The organism is Brevundimonas sp., assembly GCF_035626975.1.
Classification (GTDB): domain Bacteria; phylum Pseudomonadota; class Alphaproteobacteria; order Caulobacterales; family Caulobacteraceae; genus Brevundimonas.
Genome location: NZ_DASPMQ010000060.1, coordinates 12066 through 27310, shown reverse-complemented (window position 1 = coordinate 27310; position 15245 = coordinate 12066). Strand labels below are relative to the sequence as shown.

Genomic DNA, 15245 nt, shown 5'->3' with positions numbered 1-15245 from the left:
CGAGAACCCTCCGCCGACGTGATCGTCGCCGGGGGCCGTTGTCGTATGGAGCCGTTTCACCCGTCGCAGACGAGGTTTGTATGTTCGAGGCTCTGAACGAGCGGCTGACAGGCGTTTTCGACCGGATCACCGGGCGCGGCGCCCTGTCCGAAAAGGACGTGGCCGAGGCGATGCGCGAAGTGCGCGTGGCCCTGCTCGAGGCCGACGTCGCCCTGCCCGTCGTCAAGGACTTCATCGCCTTCGCCACCGAGCGCGCCACCGGCGAGGACGTCATCCGTTCGGTCAAGCCGGCCGACCAGGTGATCAAGATCGTCTATGACGGTCTGGTCGAGATGCTGGGCGGCGAGGAGCCGGTCCCGATCAACCTGAACGCCACACCGCCCGCCGTCATCCTGATGGCGGGCCTGCAGGGCTCGGGCAAGACGACGACCTCGGCCAAGCTGGCGCTGCGGCTGACGAAGTTCGACCGCAAGAAGGTCATGATGGCCTCGCTGGACACCCGCCGCCCGGCGGCGATGGAACAGCTGGCCACCCTCGGCAAGCAGATCGAGGTGGCGGTCCTGCCGATCGTGGCGGGCGAGAGCCCGGTCCAGATCACCCGCCGGGCCCTGCAGTCGGCGAAGCTGCAGGGCTTCGACGTCCTGATCCTCGACACCGCCGGCCGCATCACCCTCGACGAGGCCCTGATGGCCGAGGTGGCGGAAGTCGCCGCCGTGTCGAAGCCGGTCGAGACCCTGCTGGTCGCCGACAGCCTGACCGGTCAGGACGCCGTGCGCACGGCGAAAGCCTTCCATGAGCGGCTGCCGCTGACCGGTCTTGTCCTGACCCGCGCCGACGGCGACGGGCGCGGCGGGGCCATGCTGTCGATGCGGGCCGTCACGGGCCTGCCGATCAAATATCTCGGCGCCGGCGAGAAGGTCGATGCGCTGGAGGTGTTCGACGCCCGCCGCGTCGCCGGCCGCATCCTCGGCCACGGGGACATCGTCGCCCTCGTCGAGAAGGCGTCGCAGGAGCTTGACCAGTCCAAGGCCGAGGCCATGGCCCGCAAGCTGGCCAAGGGCCAGTTCGACCTCAACGATCTGGCCGCCCAGCTGCAGCAGATGAAGCGGATGGGCGGGCTGCAGGGCATCATGGGCATGCTGCCGGGCGTGGCCAAGATGAAGGCCCAGATGGCCAGCGCCAATGTCGACGACCGGATGATCGCCCGCCAGGAAGCCATCATCAGCTCGATGACCAAGGCCGAGCGCAAGAAGCCCGACCTGCTCAACGCCAGCCGCAAGAAGCGCGTCGCGGCGGGGGCCGGGGTCGAGGTGCAGGAGATCAACCGCCTGCTCAAGCAGCACCGGCAGATGGCCGACATGGTCAAGTCGATGTCGAAGGGCGGCGGCAAGGGCCTGAAGCAGATGGCCGCCATGATGGGCATGCCCGGAATGGGCGGCGGCGGCGACATGGCCCGCCTCAAGGCGCTGGGCGGCGGCAAGATGCCGGAGCCCTCGGCCGACGAAATGAAAACCATCCAGGACCGGCTCGCCGGCCTGGGCGGCGGACAACTGCCGGGAGGCCTTCCCGGCCTGCCGGGCTTTCCTCCCAAGAAATGATTTCGCTTAAAGAAAGAGACTGAAAATGCTGAAGATTCGTCTGGCCCGCGGCGGCGCCAAGAAGCGCCCGTACTACTACATCGTCGTCGCCGACTCCCACTCGCCGCGCGACGGCAAGTTCATCGAGCGCGTCGGCACCTACAACCCGATGCTGCCGCGCGACGGCGAGCAGAAGCGCGTCACCCTGAAGGCCGACCGCATCGCCGAATGGCTCGGCAAGGGCGCCCAGCCGACCGACCGCGTGGCCCGCTTCCTGAGCCAGGACGAAGCCCTGGCCGGCAAGGTCAAGTGGACCCAGTCGAACAATCCGAAGAAGGCCGAGCCGGGCAAGAAGGCCCAGGAACGCGCCGCCGAACGCGCCCAGCGTGAAGCCGACCGCGCCGAGGCCGAAGCCGCCGCCAAGGTGGAAGCCGCCGAAGCCGCCGTCCGCGCCAAGGAAGAGGCCAAGGCCGCCGCCGAGGCCGCCCGGAACGCGCCGGTGCCCGAGCCGGAAGCCGTTGCTGAGGAGGCCCCGGCCGCTGAGGAAGCCCCCGCCGCCGAGGCCGCTGCTGAAGAGGCTCCGGCCGCCGAAACCGTGACCGAGGAAGCTCCGGCCGAAGCCGCCGCTGAAGAAGCCCCGGCCGCCGAAGCGACCGAAGAAGAAAAGACCGAGGCCTAAACCTCATCCGCTCACCCCGGCGAAGGCCGGGGCCCAGATGACAGAAAGCAGTGCTCGACGTTCGGGCGCTGCTTTTCTGCTATCTGGCGGCGGTGTCTGGATCTGGGTCCCGGCCTTCGCCGGGATGAGCGGAGTTTTTTGATGCCTCAGGACAGCAAGCTCATCCTCGTCGGCCAGGTCGCCGGCGGGTTCGGGGTCAGGGGCGAGGTGCGGGTCACGGCGTACACCGCCGACCCGATGGCCCTGCTGGCCTACGGGCCGCTGCTGCGGGCCGACGGCTCGGTCGGCCTGACCCTGACCTCGGCGCGGCCGGAGAAATCGGCCGTCGTCGGGCGGGCGAAGGAGATCGCCACCAAGGAGCAGGCCGACGCCCTGCGCGGGCTGAAGCTGCACATCCCGCGCGATCGCCTTCCCGACCCGGACGAGGACGAGTTCTACCTGACCGACCTGGTCGGTCTGGAAGCGCGTGATCCCGAAGGCGCGGTGCTCGGAACGGTGAAGTCGGTGCAGAATTTCGGGGCCGACGACATGCTCGAGATCGCCCCGGCCGCCGGCGGCCCGACCTGGTACCTGCCGTTCACCCGGGAGGCCGTGCCGGACCTGCACATCGCCGACGGCTGGCTGCTGGCCGTCCGGCCGGTCGAGATCGGCGAGCGCGAACCCGACTGAACCGGAGCCGGTCCGGGGCGTTACGTCGGCCTCCAGCAAGGAAGGCGTCGCGCATGAGTATCTTCAGTTCGATCTGGGACCGCATCCGGGGTCACCGCCCGAAGGCCGCCCCCGCTCCGCAGGCGGCGCCATCGGCCACGCCCGCCCCCGCCCCGACCTCCGCCGCGCCGGTCGATGTGGAGGCCGTGCTCGTCTCCATGGCCGAACTGAAGGGCGGCGAGGCCGGCAACTGGCGCACCTCGATCGTCGATCTGCTCAAGCTGCTCGGGCTGGAGTCGAGCCTGGAGGCGCGCAAGGAGCTGGCGCAGGAACTGGGGGTCAACGCCGGTCCGCACGGCAGCGCCGAGCAGAACATCGCCCTGTCGAAGGCGGTCTGGCGCAAGCTGGCCGAGAACGGCGGCCTGGTGCCGGACTCTTTGCGGGACTGACGACGGGAAATATCCGGCCGGCGGGCCCGGTCCTGGGTCGGAGCCGTCGCCGCGCTGCCGCGTTTTCCCCGCATGCCGTCCAGCGTCATCCGCCGCTTCAGCTATGACGAACCGCACCGCCGGCTGCGCGTGACCTTCACCTCGGGCGACGTCTACGAATACGACGAGGTGCCGCCAGAGGTGAACGAGGCGTTCCGGGCCGCCTTCTCGAAGGGCCGGTTCTTCGGGCCCAACATCCGTGACCGCTACCCGTATCGCCGGGTCGGGAAGGCGTTCCGGACGCACTGAGGCCGCCGGGCGCGCTTTCACCCCGCCGCGAACCGTGCCTAAGGTGGCGCTTCGTGATCGATCGGAGTGACGTGATGCGCCGGACCGTTCTCGCCCTGCTGGCCGCCGCCGCCCTCGTCGCCGGTTGCCAGCGCCCCGCCGAGGCGCCCGCGGCCGAGCCGGCGCCCGCCGATGCGGCGCCGCCCGAGATGCCCGCCGACGCCCCGCCCCAGGAAGAAGTCGATCCGGCCATGGCCGCCTCGCCGGCCGGCCAGCCGGGTTCGTGCCTCAGCGAGATCGGCGCGACCGCCTCGGCCCGCCTGGTCGAACGCTGTATCGCCGTCAGCCCCGCCACCCGGCCGCCGTGCAACGCCGCCAACCCCTGCGAAATGATCCAGGGCGAGATCGACCGGGCCTGCGAGATGTACGCGCCGGGCGAGGCGAAACCGGCCGAATGCGGCGCTTAACGGTTCCTACAGCGTGAACCCCTAGTCTGGGCGGTCATGACGCCCGTCCAGACGCCGCCCGATCTACGCGCCCTGACCACGCTGCGGTTCCTCGCGGCGCTGTGGGTGGTGCTGTTCGCGGCCTGGCCGCATCTGGACGTCGCCTTCACGCCCATCGCGGTGACGAAGGGCTATCTGGGCGTCGAGGTGTTCTTCGTCCTGTCCGGATTCATCCTCAGCCACGTCTATCTCGAGGCGGCGGGACAAGGCCGGGCGGCCGGATTCAGCTATCGCGGCTTCCTGTGGGCGCGGATCGCGCGGGTCTATCCGCTGCATCTGGTGACCCTGGCGGGCATGATCGGCCTCGGCGTCGCGGCGACGGTCGCCGGCCTGACCGTCAGTGAGAGCCTGCTGGACTGGCGCTCCCTGCCGGCCCACCTGAGCCTGACCCACGCCTGGGGCCTGGCCTCGAGCGCGGCCTTCAACCATCCGTCGTGGTCGATCTCGGCGGAATGGTTCGCCTATCTGGGCTTTCCCGCCTTCGCCTTCGCAGCCTGGCGGATGCGCGAGCGGCCGGTGCTGGCCGCCGCGATCGCCGCCGGAGCCGCCCTGGTCCTCTACGCCGCCTTCGAACGCGTCGCCGGCTTCTCCCTGACCGAGGCGACCTTCCGCTGGGGCGCGCTGCGGATCGTGCCCTGTTTCGCGCTCGGCTGCGCCCTGTACCTGATCCACCGCCGCGCCCCGGTGCGTCCCGCGGCCCTGATCGCCCTCGTCTCGGGGATCGGCCTGCTCGGCAGCGCCGTACTGGGCCTGTGGGATCCGCTGGTGGTGCTGTTCGCGGGCGGGCTGATCCTCGGGCTCGGCGGCCTCGACAACGCCCGCGCCGGCGTCCTCGGCTCCAGGGCCGGGGTCTATCTCGGCGAGATCTCCTATTCGATCTACATGGTCTGCGCCCCCGTCCTGCTGATCGGCGTCAACGCCGCGGCGCGGCTCACGGGGGCCGATGACAAGAAGCTTCACATCATTGTGTGGCTGGCGGTTCTGGCCCTGATTCCGGTCGCCGCGGCCCTGACCTACCACCTCGTCGAACGCCCGGCCCGCAAGGCTTTGCGGGGGCTGGCGACTCGCTACGGCTCAGGTCAAGCGGCCTTGAAGCCACAGGCGGATTCGCCTGAAGGGGTGCTTCAACCCTCGGAAACTATCGTCTAAGGCTAAGTTGCTGAAACAGGTCGGGACCCACGCCAGCATGATCAAACGGCTCACAGCCGCCGCGTTCGCGGCGACCCTCGGTTTCCTTGCGCTGGGCGGCATGGCCCCCGCCGCGAAGGCCGACGAGCCGTACTGGCAGTGCGTGACCTTCGCCCGGATGTTCTCCGGCATCGAGATCTTCGGCGACGCCCACACCTGGTGGTCGCAGGCCCAGGATCGCTTCCAGACCGGCCATCGCCCCCAGACCGGCGCCGTGCTGACCTTCCAGCCCAGCGGCCGGATGAGCCGGGGCCACGTCGCCGTGGTCTCCGAAATCCTGACCGACCGGGTCATCCGCATCACCCACGCCAACTGGGGCGGCAGCCGCGGCAAGGTCGAGGAGAACGTCACCGTCGTGGACGTCTCGGGCGCGAACGACTGGAGCGCGGTCAAGGTGTGGTACAACCCGATCAATGATCTGGGCACCACCGTCTATCCGACCTACGGCTTCATCTACAAAGCCCCGGCGCAGCCTTCGGACGGCCTGCTCATGGCCTCGATTCCGAACGCGGACGGCCAGCCCTGATCCCCTGACCCCCGCCGGGACGATCTGCCCATGATTCGCGTCTATCGCGCGGGCTGCCGGACCTGCGAACCCCATGTCGGCGACGTCGCCGCCTGGACGCTGCCGACCGACGCCGTGTGGATCGACCTGGTGAACCCGACGATCGGGGAGGATCGCGCCGTCGAGGCGGCGCTGGGCCTGTCCGTGCCGACGCGCGAGGAGATGGCGGAGCTGGAGGCCTCCAGCCGCCTCTACCGCGAGAACGGCGCCACCTACGTCACCGCCGACATCATCCAGCACGGCGACGCCGACGTGCCGGGGCTGGATCCGGTGACCTTCGTGCTGACCGGCGGTCCGCTGGTGACCATCCGCTATTTCGACCCCAAGCCTTTCACCATGCTGCTGGACAAGCTGGATCGCGAACCGGCCCTGTGCGGCTCCGGCGCGGACCTGTTCCTGAACCTGATGGAAGCGATCATCGACCGGGCGTCCGACGTCCTGTCGACCAACGCGGCCAAGGTCGAGGGGGTGTCGAACCACGTCTTCAGCGGCCACAAGACCGTCGGATTCGAGAAGCTGATCACCAAATTGGGGCGGGCCCACATCGCCAACGCCCGCATCGAGCAGAGCCTGGCGGGACTGGCCCGCATCTTCGCCTTCGCCGCCCTGGACGACCGGATCGAGAAACAGCCCGAGGCCCGCGAACACATCAAATCCCTGGCCCGCGACGCCCAGAGCCTGATCTCGCATAACCAGGCTGTGGCGGCCTCGATCGACTTTCAGCTGTCGGCGGCGCTCGGCCTGATCAACATCGAGCAGTCGTCGATCATCAAGATTTTCTCGGTGGCGGCCGTGGCCTTCCTGCCGCCGACCCTGATCGCCTCGATCTACGGGATGAATTTCGACCATATGCCGGAGCTGCCGCAGGTCTGGGGCTATCCGGCCGCGATCGCCGCCATGGTCATCTCGGCCCTTCTGCCGCTGGCCTGGTTCAAGCGGAAGGGCTGGCTGTAGCGGTCACGCTTGACCGCGGCGGTTCTCCCGCGCTCCATGCCGGCAACCCGGGAGACACCCATGCGCGCCTTCGCCCTGACCGCCACCGCCATCCTCGCCCTGTCGGCCTGCTCCCCACCGGCTGAAGCGCCGAAGGAACCCGATCCGGCACCGGCGCCCGCGCCTGTGCTGGCCGGCATCGATCTGACGAAACCGTTGCGCGCCCTCGGCACCGAACCGTTCTGGGCCGTCGAGCTGACCGGGTCGGAACTGGTCTATTCCGGCGCCGACCGGCCCGAACAGCGGGCGCCGCAGGGGGCCCCGAACGTCCAGGGCACGATGGCGGTGTGGGAATCCACCACCGGGGCCGGCAACGCGATCAAGGTCACCCTGACCGCCACCGACTGCAGCGACGGCATGAGCAGCCGCACCTGGCCGCTGACGGCCATGGTCGAGATCGGCGGAGAAACGCTGATGGGCTGCGCCGCCACCGTGAGCGCGATCATGTCGACCGGCGAAAGCGGCCGTGTCGTGGACGGCGCCCAGCCGGCGCCGGCTCAACCGACCGGCTGATCCCTCAAGGTTCGTAGGGCGCCCAGCCGGGCGAAGGCGATGGTCAGCGCCTTGCGCCGGGCCGGGGCCAGCGGAATCGAAACCGCGTCCCGCACGACCGCGCCGCCGAAGCCGTCGGCGACGATCAGCCCCGGTTCGTCCGGCAGGATGTCGGCCGGAAACTCCGGCGCCACGGCGAAATAGAACAGGTCGCAGTACGGCCGGTACTCGCCCCATTTCCGGTCGACCCGGAAGTCGTCCAGCCCCGACTTGACCTCGCAGATGGCGATCTCGCCGCGCGGGCCCAGCGCCATGACGTCGGCCCGGCGGCCGTTGGGCAGGCCGACCTCGAGCAGGGGCGCATAGCCCATGTCCGCCATCAGCCGCGCGGCGCCGCGGGTGACCGACAAGGTCGTCGCGGGACGGCTGAAAACCAGGTCGATGTGCAGGACGGCGGCGGGCACGCCCCTCTATGTTCCGTTTGTGTTCCAGTTTCAAGCATCAGGGCCCCCGGCGGGCCGGGCCAATCTGTCCACAGGCGCGGGCGGCCCGGGATTGCCGCTTCGGAGAACGCGGGATTATTAACCATGGATCGGAGGACGCGGGGGTCGCGATGCGGAGGCTGGTTGACGAGGATCGGCGGGCTAGGCGCAACCGCGACACAGGCGGACTGTGGCTGATCAACCTTCTCGTCTCGGCGCTGATCGCCACGCTCGGCCTCTATGTCGTCCGCGCCGACGACACCCGCCATGACGCACGCACGGCGGCGGCGATGGTGGCGGCGCTGCCGGGCCAGATCGCGACGACGCCCGCCATGGCGGCGTCGCGGGAGGACTGAGCCGCCCGGCCGTGTGCCGACCGCCTCCCCGGCCAGGTCGCGGGCCTTCAACTCGACCCGGATCGGCAGCCGCCCCTGCCGTTCGGGCAGGCGGTCGAGAATCTGGCGGGGTGATGCGCTCCGCGAGGCGCCGCATTCGCCATCGATGCCGTCTCAGCAGGCGTCAATCCAGGCGATCTCGCGACCGGTAAGTCGCTCATAGCTCGCGCGGGCATCGGGATCGAGGCTCCACTCGATCTCGATATTCGTCAGGCCCGCGCCCGCGATCACCCCGGGCGCCAGCCACGCCAGTCCCCGATCGGGCACAGCGGCGGGGATGCAAGCGGCCAGCGACCGCCCCGCAGGGTTGTCAGCCGCCAGGAGCGACGATCGCGTGAACAGCAGGCTCGCGCCGTGGGGGACGACGAACCGGTCAGCCACTGTCGCGATGGCGGCGCATTCCCGGTAGCAATGACCTGACATGCGGACAGACCCGCCAGCCGCATTGACCATGTGGGCGATCTTCAGCGCGCTCGCCAGGTCTCCACCGTCGCCGCTCACGACCACTGTATCGTCCGGCCGGATCATGGGCCGCAGGGCCTCGACGCCCGCTTCCGTGAAGCGGCCCTGGTAAACCAGATAGTCCGCCGGCGACCGCCCGATCTGATACTCCGGCCGGCGGACGCGGGAGCCGGCCGGGAGCGACGGGACGGGCACAGGCGCAGGCGGAAGGACCGACGGTGTCGGGGGATCCTGCGACAGGACATGAAGCAGTGCGAGCAGAAGCATCCCGACACCCTGCCGCAAGCTTTGCGGTCAGGCCAGTCCGCCCGCCGACGTCAGAGGATGAAGCGGCTGAGGTCGGCGTCGCGGGCCAGATCGGCGACCTTCTCCCGCACCTGATCGCCGTCGAAGGCCACGGTCTGGCCCGAGAGGTCCGCGGCCTTGAAGCTGGTCTCCTCCAGCACCCGCTCCAGCACCGTCACAAGCCGCCTCGCGCCGATGTTCTCGACCGTCGAATTGGCCGCCACCGCCGCGTCGGCCAGCGCCTCGATGGCGTCGTCCGTAAAGGTCAGTCTGACATCTTCGGTGGCCAGCAGGGCCTGGTTCTGTCGGATCAGATTGGCCTCGGGCTCGGTCAGAATGCGCACGAAATCATTGCGGGTCAGCGCCTTGAGCTCGACCCGGATCGGCAGCCGCCCCTGCAGTTCGGGCAGCAGGTCCGACGGCTTGGCGACATGGAAGGCCCCCGAGGCGATGAACAGCACATGGTCGGATTTCACCGGCCCGTATTTCGTCGACACCGTGGTGCCCTCGATCAGCGGCAGCAAGTCGCGCTGGACCCCCTCGCGGCTGACATCGGCTCCGGAGGCGCCCTGCCGGGCCGCCACCTTGTCGATCTCGTCGAGGAAGACGATGCCCTCGTTCTCGGCCAGCAGCAGCGCCTCGCGGGTCAGGCTGTCCTGATCCAGCAGCCTGTCGCTCTCCTCGGTGACGAGGGGGCCGACGGCGTCGCGCACCGGAAGCTTGACCGTCTTGGTGCGGCCGCCGCCCAGCTTGCCCAGCATCTCCGAGAGATTGATCATGCCGACGTTGCCGCCGCCGGGCAGGTCGAACCCCTGCATCGGCGAACCGGTGTCGGCCAGCGACAGCTCGACCTCCTTGTCGTCCAGTTCCCCCGCGCGCAGCTTCTTGCGGAAGCTGTCCCGGGTCGCCGGCTGCGAGCCCGGCCCGACCAGGGCGTCGAGGATGCGTTCCTCGGCGGCGGCCTCGGCCTTGGCCTTGACGCCGGTGCGGCGCTTCTCTCGCACCATGACCAGGGCGGATTCGACCAGGTCGCGCATGATCTGGTCGACGTCGCGGCCGACGTAGCCGACCTCGGTGAATTTGGTCGCCTCGACCTTGAGGAAGGGCGACCCCGCCAGCCGGGCCAGCCGCCGGGCGATCTCGGTCTTGCCGACGCCGGTGGGGCCGATCATCAGGATGTTCTTGGGCGTGACCTCGTCGCGCAGGTCCTCGGGCACGCGCTTGCGCCGCCAGCGATTCCTCAGGGCGACAGCCACGGCGCGCTTGGCGTCGTCCTGGCCGACGATGAAGCGGTCGAGTTCGGAAACGATTTCGCGGGGAGAGAGGTCGGTCATGGGACGCAGATAGGGCGGCTCAGCCCCCGGCGGGAGGGGGCGGCGGCGCTGGAGGCGGCGGCGGGGCCGGGATCAGCTGCGCCAGCACGATCTTCCAGCCGGCCTCCTGCCTTTGCCACAGCCGTACATAGTGCCCCGTTCGCGCCTGCCCGTCCCGGGTCCAGGCGGCGCCTCCGTAGGTCCAGACCAAGTCCCCGGCCTGCGACGACCCGCCGCCCTCAGCGGGACCGAAGGCGAACCCGGCCGGCCATCCCTCCAGCGCCCCGGCGAAGGCCTCGCGCCCGATCGCCGGCGGAAAAGGCGCCACATAGAGCCGCCCGTTGTCAGCGAGCATGCGCAGATGAACCGCTTTCTGGTCGTGGGCGAAGGCGGCCAGTTCGGCCTCCACAGCCTCGACCTCGATCATGGCCCGTTCCGGCGAGGCGGAGCCCTGCGCGGCCACCGGCAAAATCGCCGGCTCGCTGTCCGGTCCCGGCACGTCGGCCGCGCTGGCGCCCGAGCCGCCGTCGTAGACCCATTTCCACGAGCCGTCGGGCTGGCGCATCCAGATGGTGAAATAGTGCCCGGTCCGCTGGCCGTTCAGCGCCACGCCGCCGGTGGTGAAGCCGAGGTCGCCGGAGCGGGCGATGCCGGCGAAATTCGGCCACCACTCCAGCAGCGGTTCGTCGGCGGGTTTCGGTCCGTCCGGATAGACCTCGCCGATGGTGCGCGGCTCTCCGCCCGCGATCAGGATCGCCTCGGGAACCGACCATTTGTTGAAGCTGCCGGCGATGCCCATCGACGGCGCATCGGCCGCGAAGGCGCGTTCGGCGGCCACCACCTCCGCCACGTTCGGCGTCTGGGCGAGAGCCGGTGAAGCCAGCAGGGCAAGGGGCAGGGCGAGAGCGGCGAGATGGCGCATGGGATCCTCCGCCGGCATGGAACGCCAGCCGGGCGGCGCTGTCCCGTTAAATCCCTGTCAGGGTCAGTCCAGCGTCTCCACGGTCAGGTTGCCGTTGGTGTAGACGCAGATGTCCGCGGCGATGGCCATCGACCGGCGGGCGATGGTCTCGGCGTCCATGTCGGAATGGTCCAGCAGGGCGCGGGCGGCGGCGAGGGCGAAATTGCCGCCCGAACCGACCGCCGCCACGCCATGCTCCGGTTCGAGCACGTCGCCGACCCCGGTGACGGTGAAGATCGAGGTCTTGTCTGCAACCAGCAGCATGGCCTCGAGGCGGCGCAGGTAGCGGTCGGTGCGCCAGTCCTTGGCCAGGTCGACGCAGGCCCGGGCCAGCTGGTCCGGATACTGCTCCAGCTTGGCCTCGAGCCGCTCGATCAGGGTGAAGGCGTCGGCCGTGGCCCCGGCGAAGCCCGCCAGCACCTTGCCGCCGGCGAGCGTCCGCACCTTGCGCGCGGCGCCCTTGACGATGGTCGGGCCCATGGAAACCTGGCCGTCGCCGGCGATCACCGTGCGGCCGTCCTTGCGCACCGCGAGAATGGTGGTCCCGTGCCAGCCCGGGGCGGAAGTGTCGTTCGCGTTCGTCATCCGTTTCAGATGGAGACGAAAATGCGGCGCGGCAAGCCGTTTGCGACGTGATTCCAATAGCCAGGCTGAGCCATATTCTGACCAATCCAGGCCATTAGCCTGACAATCCATACCCCAGAAATTGCCATATGAGGGAAGCGTCGTGCTTCACCGCGTGATCTACGCCAGCGAAGCCGTCGGCGCCGTCGGCGCCTCGACCCTGTCCATCGCCCAGATCCTGGGCGTCTCCGAGCGCAATAACCGCCGCGACCACCTGACCAGCTGCGTCATGTTCCACCAGGGCCATATCCTGCAGGCGATCGAGGGCCAGCGCGCCGATGTGGACCGCCTGATCCGGCGCCTGCTCGACGACCCGCGGCATTCCGGCTTCCGCATCCTGATCGACGCGCCGATCAGCGCCCGCCGCATCCACGAGCCCATGGGCCTGTGCGGGGATCCCGCCGCCCTGCTGGAACGGGTCGGCCTCAACTGCCTGTCCCGCGTCACCGCCAACGAGGCCGAGGCGCTGCTGGATATCCGCAAGGCCGCGTGACGTCCCCCGGCGGAGGGCGTGACGGGCGGCTCCGGAGGCCCTAACTGGGACGGGTGAGCTTTTCCGACGACGAGATCGAGCGCTATGCGCGCCACCTGGTGCTGGCCGAAATCGGCGGCCCGGGCCAGCAGCGGCTCAAGGCCGCGCGGGTGGCCATCGTCGGCCTCGGCGGGGTCGGCGCGCCTGCGGCCCTGTATCTGGCGGCGGCGGGCGTCGGGACGCTGCGGCTGATCGACGACGATGTGGTCGGCCTGTCCAACCTGCAGCGCCAGATCGCCTTTTCGGACCAGAGCATCGGCGACCTCAAGGTCGAGGCGGGCGCCCGACGGCTGGCCGGGCTCAATCCCCATGTGGAGATCGAGGACGCGGCCGAGCGGCTGACCACCGCCAACGCCGCCTGGCTGCTGGAAGGCAGCGACCTCGTCATCGACGGCACGGACGATTTCGCGACCCGGTTCGCGGTCAACGCCGCCTGCGTCGCCGGCGGCGTGCCGCTGGTCTCGGGCGCGCTGGGCCGCTGGAGCGGCCAGGTCGGGGTGTTCGCGCGGCGGCCCTGCTATCGTTGCCTGGTGCCCGACATCCCGCCGGACGCCGAGACCTGCGCCCGCGTCGGCATAGTCGGGGCGCTGGCGGGCGTGGTCGGCGCCATGGCCGCGCTGGAGGCGATCAAGCTGATCACCGGCGCGGGTGAGGCCCTGACCGGACGGCTGCTGATCTATGACGGCCTGGCCGGCGTGGCGCGCACGGTCGGCGTCCCCGCGGACCCGGCCTGCCCGGTGTGCGGCTAGGGCGCGGCCGCCACATCCGGCGCCGGGGCCGCGGGACCGCCAACGGGCAGGTGGCGGCCCAGGAAGGAAGCGATCTCGGTCAACACCAGGGACTCCTCGGCGGTCGACCAGTCGCTGTGATCGGCGTCCTCCATGATCACCAGCCGCACATCTTTCCCGGCCCGGCGGAGCGCCCGGTCCATGTCGCGCGACTGGGCCGCAGGGACCACATCGTCCTTATCGCCGTGGATCAGCAGCACCGGCGGACGCCAGGCCTCAACCCGGCGCAAGGGCGAGGCCGCCTCGATGCTTTCGCGGTCGGTGCGCGGGTCCCCGATCGACCGGACCCAGTAGTCATACCGGTCGGAGTCCGATCCGGCCTCGGAGCGCTCCCAGCGCAACATGGTCAGAAGGTCGCTCGGTCCGGCGATCGAGATGACGCAGCGGTACAGGTCGGGCTGGGTCGCCCCGCCCAGCAGCGCCGCATAACCCCCATAGCTGGCGCCCATGATGCAGACCTGCCCGCGGTCGGCGAGGCCCTGGCCGATCAGATGCTCGACGCCGGCTGTGACATCGCCCTGCATGCGGCCTCCCCACTGGCGGTGTCCCGCTTCGGTGAACGCCTTGCCCATGCCCGATGAGCCGCGGAAATTGGGCTGGAACACCTGGTAGCCCCGCGTCGCCAGGAACTGGGCCCAGGTATTGTAGCTCAGGGTGTCGCGCGCCTCCGGCCCCCCGTGCGGCAACACTACCAGCGGAAGGACGGCGTCCGGCGCGGCCCCGGGCGGTCGCGTCAGGTAGCCGAACAGGGCCTGGCCGTCGGCGGCGGCGTAGTCGACCCGCCTCATCTGGCCAAGGCCGGCCTCCGGCAGGCGCGGATAGATCGAGCCGATGTAATTCATGTGCCGGTCAGCGACGTTGAACAGGTAGTATTCCCCGGGATTGTCTGGCGCCGAGGCGCGGACAAGCCAGCGCGAGCCATCCTCGGCCTGGGAGACGACGCGCACACTCCAGTCATCGCCGAAGAAGCGGCGGATGCCGGTCATGACCGCATCCTCGCCCGGATCCTTGAAGTCGCAGCGATAGATGTCGGCCCAGTAGCAACCGGCGACCAATTCCGAGGTCTCGGCGTCGAAAACGGCCCCGGTGACGTCGTATTCGGGATGGCTCCACATCGCTGGCCCCATGGTGCGGGTGGCGAAGTCGAACACATGCACCGCGGCCGTGTTGGCCCCCTCGGCGGCCTCCGGCTGGACGGCGACGTAATATTTGCCCGGTTCGTCCGTCGCGCCAAGGAATTGATAGTCTGGCAGGTCGCGTATTTCGTCGCGCCGGATACGATAGACCTCGCTCCAGCCGCCGTCGGGATTCAGGGCCTCCATCAGGACCACCCGACCCGTCGCGCCCCGATAGGCGATGCGGCCGACCACGTCGCCGCGGCGGTCGGTCAGATAGTCCAGAACCCGACGATGGCCGTCGATGATCCTCTCGGCCTCGCCGGTCAGGACGTGCACGCGCGCAACATCCAGGCCGCCGAGGCTGTCGCGATAGCGCATCAGGATGTGGTCCGGATCGTCCCGCAGGGTGTCGAGAAGTTCGCCCGGGAGCGCGTCCTCCGTCCCGGGGGCCTTGAGCCGCACGAAGCTGCTTCCGTCGCGAGGAACGGAAAGGACGGACTCGCCGTAGGTCAGGGCGCGGATGCGGCCGTTCTCGCGCCCGCCGGCGCGGCGGATTTCGAGGCGGGTCATGCCCACCAGCAGGCGGTCATCGGACTTCCAGCGGATCCAGTCGATGTAGACTCCGCCGAAATGCTCGCGCGCCTGGCCGCCATCGAGCGAAACTCCCGTTCCCTCCTGTAGGTCGTGAATCTGCACCGAGGTCTCGTCGCCGCGGCGGACCGCCCAGGCGAGGTAGCGGCCGGAGGGCGACAGGCTGGCCTGGCTGAGCGCCGGCCCCTCGACGAAGTCGGCGATCGTCGGCGGATCGGCCAGCACCGGCGGGGCGACGAATATGATGGCGGCTACGCACGCGGCGGCGACTACACGGAAAGACTGCATTGGACGCCCCTGATTCCCGTTCAAGGGTTTCGGCGAGAGGGC

The 15245-nt window shown here is 69.8% G+C and carries 19 protein-coding genes; 13 read left to right on the top strand and 6 right to left on the bottom strand.

The features are described from left to right. Window positions 1–80: 80 nt before the first annotated feature. The 10 genes from ffh (at window position 81) to VEB62_RS15895 (ending at window position 7385) form a co-directional block, all read left to right on the top strand. On the top strand, window positions 81–1598 hold the full coding sequence (gene ffh / locus VEB62_RS15940) for a signal recognition particle protein (RefSeq protein ID WP_324801955.1): 1518 nt from the start codon (window positions 81–83) through the stop codon (window positions 1596–1598). 25 nt (window positions 1599–1623) lie between these two features. Continuing rightward, window positions 1624–2256, top strand: a complete 633-nt coding sequence (gene rpsP / locus VEB62_RS15935) for a 30S ribosomal protein S16 (protein ID WP_324801952.1) — start codon at window positions 1624–1626, stop codon at window positions 2254–2256. 141 nt (window positions 2257–2397) lie between these two features. Further along, entirely contained in the window at window positions 2398–2925 is a 528-nt protein-coding gene (rimM, locus tag VEB62_RS15930) for a ribosome maturation factor RimM (protein WP_324801950.1), read from the top strand. 53 nt (window positions 2926–2978) lie between these two features. Further along, a complete protein-coding gene (locus VEB62_RS15925; RefSeq protein ID WP_324801948.1) occupies window positions 2979–3353 on the top strand; it encodes a DUF3597 domain-containing protein in 375 nt (124 codons plus the stop codon). Between the two features lie 72 nt (window positions 3354–3425). Further along, window positions 3426–3641 carry a KTSC domain-containing protein gene (locus VEB62_RS15920; RefSeq protein WP_324801945.1) on the top strand — a complete coding sequence of 72 codons (216 nt, stop codon included), beginning with the start codon at window positions 3426–3428 and terminating at the stop codon, window positions 3639–3641. A gap of 74 nt (window positions 3642–3715) precedes the next feature. Then, window positions 3716–4087, top strand: coding sequence for a hypothetical protein (locus VEB62_RS15915; RefSeq protein ID WP_324801942.1), 372 nt, complete (start codon window positions 3716–3718; stop codon window positions 4085–4087). 36 nt (window positions 4088–4123) lie between these two features. Beyond that, window positions 4124–5275: an acyltransferase family protein gene (locus VEB62_RS15910; protein ID WP_324801939.1), complete on the top strand. Its 1152-nt coding sequence runs from the start codon at window positions 4124–4126 to the stop codon at window positions 5273–5275. 37 nt (window positions 5276–5312) lie between these two features. Then, the gene (locus VEB62_RS15905; protein WP_324801937.1) at window positions 5313–5840 is read left to right on the top strand and encodes a CHAP domain-containing protein; all 528 of its coding nucleotides are present in this window, start codon (window positions 5313–5315) and stop codon (window positions 5838–5840) included. A gap of 30 nt (window positions 5841–5870) precedes the next feature. Further along, complete coding sequence (locus tag VEB62_RS15900; protein ID WP_324801934.1) at window positions 5871–6833, top strand: magnesium transporter CorA family protein; 963 nt, start codon at window positions 5871–5873, stop codon at window positions 6831–6833. Window positions 6834–6893: 60 nt separating this feature from the next. Further along, on the top strand, window positions 6894–7385 hold the full coding sequence (locus VEB62_RS15895) for a COG3650 family protein (protein ID WP_324801931.1): 492 nt from the start codon (window positions 6894–6896) through the stop codon (window positions 7383–7385). On the opposite strand, the gene mmcB is transcribed toward VEB62_RS15895, so the two are convergent. After that, window positions 7370–7828 carry a DNA repair putative endonuclease MmcB gene (gene mmcB / locus VEB62_RS15890; protein WP_324801928.1) on the bottom strand — a complete coding sequence of 153 codons (459 nt, stop codon included), beginning with the start codon at window positions 7826–7828 and terminating at the stop codon, window positions 7370–7372. The genes VEB62_RS15895 and mmcB overlap by 16 nt on opposite strands. A gap of 149 nt (window positions 7829–7977) precedes the next feature. On the opposite strand from mmcB, the gene VEB62_RS15885 reads away from it, so the two are divergent. Continuing rightward, a complete protein-coding gene (locus VEB62_RS15885) occupies window positions 7978–8202 on the top strand; it encodes a hypothetical protein (RefSeq protein WP_324801926.1) in 225 nt (74 codons plus the stop codon). A gap of 153 nt (window positions 8203–8355) precedes the next feature. Here VEB62_RS15885 and VEB62_RS15880 read toward each other — a convergent pair whose 3' ends face one another. The 4 genes from VEB62_RS15880 to hslV form a co-directional block, all read right to left on the bottom strand. Next, window positions 8356–8988 carry a hypothetical protein gene (locus VEB62_RS15880; protein ID WP_324801924.1) on the bottom strand — a complete coding sequence of 211 codons (633 nt, stop codon included), beginning with the start codon at window positions 8986–8988 and terminating at the stop codon, window positions 8356–8358. A gap of 32 nt (window positions 8989–9020) precedes the next feature. Next, window positions 9021–10322 carry an ATP-dependent protease ATPase subunit HslU gene (gene hslU / locus VEB62_RS15875; RefSeq protein ID WP_324801921.1) on the bottom strand — a complete coding sequence of 434 codons (1302 nt, stop codon included), beginning with the start codon at window positions 10320–10322 and terminating at the stop codon, window positions 9021–9023. Window positions 10323–10341: 19 nt separating this feature from the next. Beyond that, window positions 10342–11223, bottom strand: a complete 882-nt coding sequence (locus VEB62_RS15870; RefSeq protein ID WP_324801919.1) for a Cif family virulence factor — start codon at window positions 11221–11223, stop codon at window positions 10342–10344. A 63-nt stretch (window positions 11224–11286) separates the two neighbouring features. Then, window positions 11287–11847 carry an ATP-dependent protease subunit HslV gene (hslV, locus tag VEB62_RS15865; RefSeq protein ID WP_324801917.1) on the bottom strand — a complete coding sequence of 187 codons (561 nt, stop codon included), beginning with the start codon at window positions 11845–11847 and terminating at the stop codon, window positions 11287–11289. Window positions 11848–11989: 142 nt separating this feature from the next. Between hslV and VEB62_RS15860 the strand changes: the two genes are divergently transcribed. Both VEB62_RS15860 and VEB62_RS15855 read left to right on the top strand, forming a co-directional pair. Further along, a complete protein-coding gene (locus VEB62_RS15860) occupies window positions 11990–12379 on the top strand; it encodes a BLUF domain-containing protein (protein ID WP_324801914.1) in 390 nt (129 codons plus the stop codon). Window positions 12380–12432: 53 nt separating this feature from the next. Then, a complete protein-coding gene (locus VEB62_RS15855) occupies window positions 12433–13167 on the top strand; it encodes a HesA/MoeB/ThiF family protein (protein WP_324801910.1) in 735 nt (244 codons plus the stop codon). On the opposite strand, the gene VEB62_RS15850 is transcribed toward VEB62_RS15855, so the two are convergent. Then, the gene (locus VEB62_RS15850; protein WP_324801907.1) at window positions 13164–15203 is read right to left on the bottom strand and encodes an alpha/beta hydrolase family protein; all 2040 of its coding nucleotides are present in this window, start codon (window positions 15201–15203) and stop codon (window positions 13164–13166) included. The genes VEB62_RS15855 and VEB62_RS15850 overlap by 4 nt on opposite strands. Window positions 15204–15245 lie beyond the last annotated feature (42 nt).

Coding starts and splice junctions, on each gene's coding strand:
- VEB62_RS15925 (WP_324801948.1), top strand. CDS start 2,979: ATGAGTATCTTCAGTTCGATCTGGGACCGCATCCGGGGTCACCGCCCG.
- VEB62_RS15900 (WP_324801934.1), top strand. CDS start 5,871: ATGATTCGCGTCTATCGCGCGGGCTGCCGGACCTGCGAACCCCATGTC.
- hslV (WP_324801917.1), bottom strand. CDS start 11,847: ATGACGAACGCGAACGACACTTCCGCCCCGGGCTGGCACGGGACCACC.
- VEB62_RS15850 (WP_324801907.1), bottom strand. CDS start 15,203: ATGCAGTCTTTCCGTGTAGTCGCCGCCGCGTGCGTAGCCGCCATCATA.
- VEB62_RS15905 (WP_324801937.1), top strand. CDS start 5,313: ATGATCAAACGGCTCACAGCCGCCGCGTTCGCGGCGACCCTCGGTTTC.
- VEB62_RS15870 (WP_324801919.1), bottom strand. CDS start 11,223: ATGCGCCATCTCGCCGCTCTCGCCCTGCCCCTTGCCCTGCTGGCTTCA.
- VEB62_RS15910 (WP_324801939.1), top strand. CDS start 4,124: ATGACGCCCGTCCAGACGCCGCCCGATCTACGCGCCCTGACCACGCTG.
- VEB62_RS15885 (WP_324801926.1), top strand. CDS start 7,978: ATGCGGAGGCTGGTTGACGAGGATCGGCGGGCTAGGCGCAACCGCGAC.
- rimM (WP_324801950.1), top strand. CDS start 2,398: ATGCCTCAGGACAGCAAGCTCATCCTCGTCGGCCAGGTCGCCGGCGGG.
- VEB62_RS15920 (WP_324801945.1), top strand. CDS start 3,426: ATGCCGTCCAGCGTCATCCGCCGCTTCAGCTATGACGAACCGCACCGC.
- VEB62_RS15895 (WP_324801931.1), top strand. CDS start 6,894: ATGCGCGCCTTCGCCCTGACCGCCACCGCCATCCTCGCCCTGTCGGCC.
- rpsP (WP_324801952.1), top strand. CDS start 1,624: ATGCTGAAGATTCGTCTGGCCCGCGGCGGCGCCAAGAAGCGCCCGTAC.
- hslU (WP_324801921.1), bottom strand. CDS start 10,322: ATGACCGACCTCTCTCCCCGCGAAATCGTTTCCGAACTCGACCGCTTC.
- VEB62_RS15915 (WP_324801942.1), top strand. CDS start 3,716: ATGCGCCGGACCGTTCTCGCCCTGCTGGCCGCCGCCGCCCTCGTCGCC.
- ffh (WP_324801955.1), top strand. CDS start 81: ATGTTCGAGGCTCTGAACGAGCGGCTGACAGGCGTTTTCGACCGGATC.